This is a genomic window from Paractinoplanes hotanensis, assembly GCF_023717965.1.
In the GTDB taxonomy this organism is placed as follows: domain Bacteria; phylum Actinomycetota; class Actinomycetes; order Mycobacteriales; family Micromonosporaceae; genus Actinoplanes; species Actinoplanes polyasparticus.
Map to the genome: position 1 here is coordinate 1 of NZ_JAMQOL010000113.1, position 1545 is coordinate 1545.

At 64.2% G+C, this 1545-nt stretch carries 2 protein-coding genes; both read right to left on the minus strand.

Annotation, left to right across the window (positions count from 1 at the left end; translation table 11 throughout):
* A partial coding sequence (locus tag LXN57_RS47585; protein WP_251804941.1) for a carbohydrate ABC transporter permease occupies nucleotides 1-855 on the minus strand: 855 nt, incomplete at its 3' end.
* Nucleotides 856-859: 4 nt separating this feature from the next.
* A partial coding sequence (locus LXN57_RS47590; RefSeq protein ID WP_251804942.1) for a carbohydrate ABC transporter permease occupies nucleotides 860-1545 on the minus strand: 686 nt, incomplete at its 5' end.

Genomic DNA, 1545 nt, shown 5'->3' on the forward strand with positions numbered 1-1545 from the left:
CTGGCGGCGGCCGATGGCGTAGAGCAGGACGATCGGTACGGTCGTGAGCACGACCGAGGCGGCGATGGCGGGGATGTTGACGCCGAACTGGCCCTGGAAGCTGGCCAGGGCGAGCGGGATGGTGCGCTGGTCGGGGCTCTGGGTGAGCACCAGCGGCAGCAGGAAGCCGTTCCAGATGCCCAGCCCGTTGTAGATGATCACCGTGACCAGGGCCGGGCGGGTGAGCGGGAACGCCAGCCGCCACAGGGTGCCCCACTCGGTGGCGCCGTCCATCCGCATCGACTCGAACAGTTCCTTCGGCACGTCACGGATGAAGTTGCCCAGCACCAGCACGCTCAAGGGGATCGCGAACGCGATCGAGGGCAGGATGATCGCGGCCAGGGTGTCGTACATCTGCAACCGGATGATGATCAAATAGACCGGGATGATCACCGCCTGCAACGGGATGGCCAAGCCCAGCAGGAACAACCCGTTGACCGCCCGCAGGAACCGGTTGTGCACCCCCCGGACGATCGCGTACGCGGCCATGAAGCTGATCACCGTGGCCGGGATGACCGCCCCGATCGTGACCACCGCGCTGTTGAGGAAGTAGCGGATGAAGTCGTTCTCGATCACGGTCGTGTAGTTCGCGAACGTCAGGTCCGACGGCGGCGCCAGCGGGTTCGTGATGAAGTAGTTGTCCTGGGTCTTGAAGCTGGTGATGACGATCCAGTACAGCGGGAGCATCACGATCAGCAACCACACCCAGGCGAACGAACCACCGAGCCAGTTGAACGACGAGACACGGCTGCGCCGACGGGGGCCGGGAGTGCCCTGCACAGTCGGCGACGGGGAATGCGTGGTGATGGTCGCCAACGTCTTACACTCCTTCCAGCTGGCTCTCGTCGGCCCGGCCGCCCAGCCGCCGCAGCAGCAGGGAGAGCCCGAGTCCGACCAGGACCAGGATGACGGCGATCGCGCTGGCCGGGCCCATCAGATTGGCCTGGAAACCCTGCTGATACATGAGCAGGGCGAGGGCACGGGTGGCATCACCGGGACCGCCGGCGGTCAGCACGTAGATCAGGTCGAAGAACGTCAGCGACCCGACCACCATCAACGTCGACGACGTGATGATCGTGTACTTCAACTGCGGCAGCGTGATACTCCAGAACTGCTTCCACCGGCCCGCGCCGTCGATCTGCGCCGCCTCGTACATCGACGTCGGGATCTGGCGCACCGCACCCTGATAGATCAGCGAATGGAACGGGATGAACTGCCACGACACGATGAAGATCAACGTCGCCATCGCCAACGTGGCGTTACCCAGCCAGTCCTGATTCAGCGCCGCGATCCCCAGACCGGAACCCAGCCCGAAGTTCGGGTCGAGCAACGACTTGTACGTGATCGCGATCGCCGCCGAGCTCAGCAACAGCGGAATGAAGAACAACACCGCCAGGATTTCGCGGTACCGCTTACGAGCCGCGATGAACACCCCGATCAGGATCGACAACGGCGTCTGCACCGCCCACGACAACGCCATGATCAAGAACGTGACCCAGAGGGCGT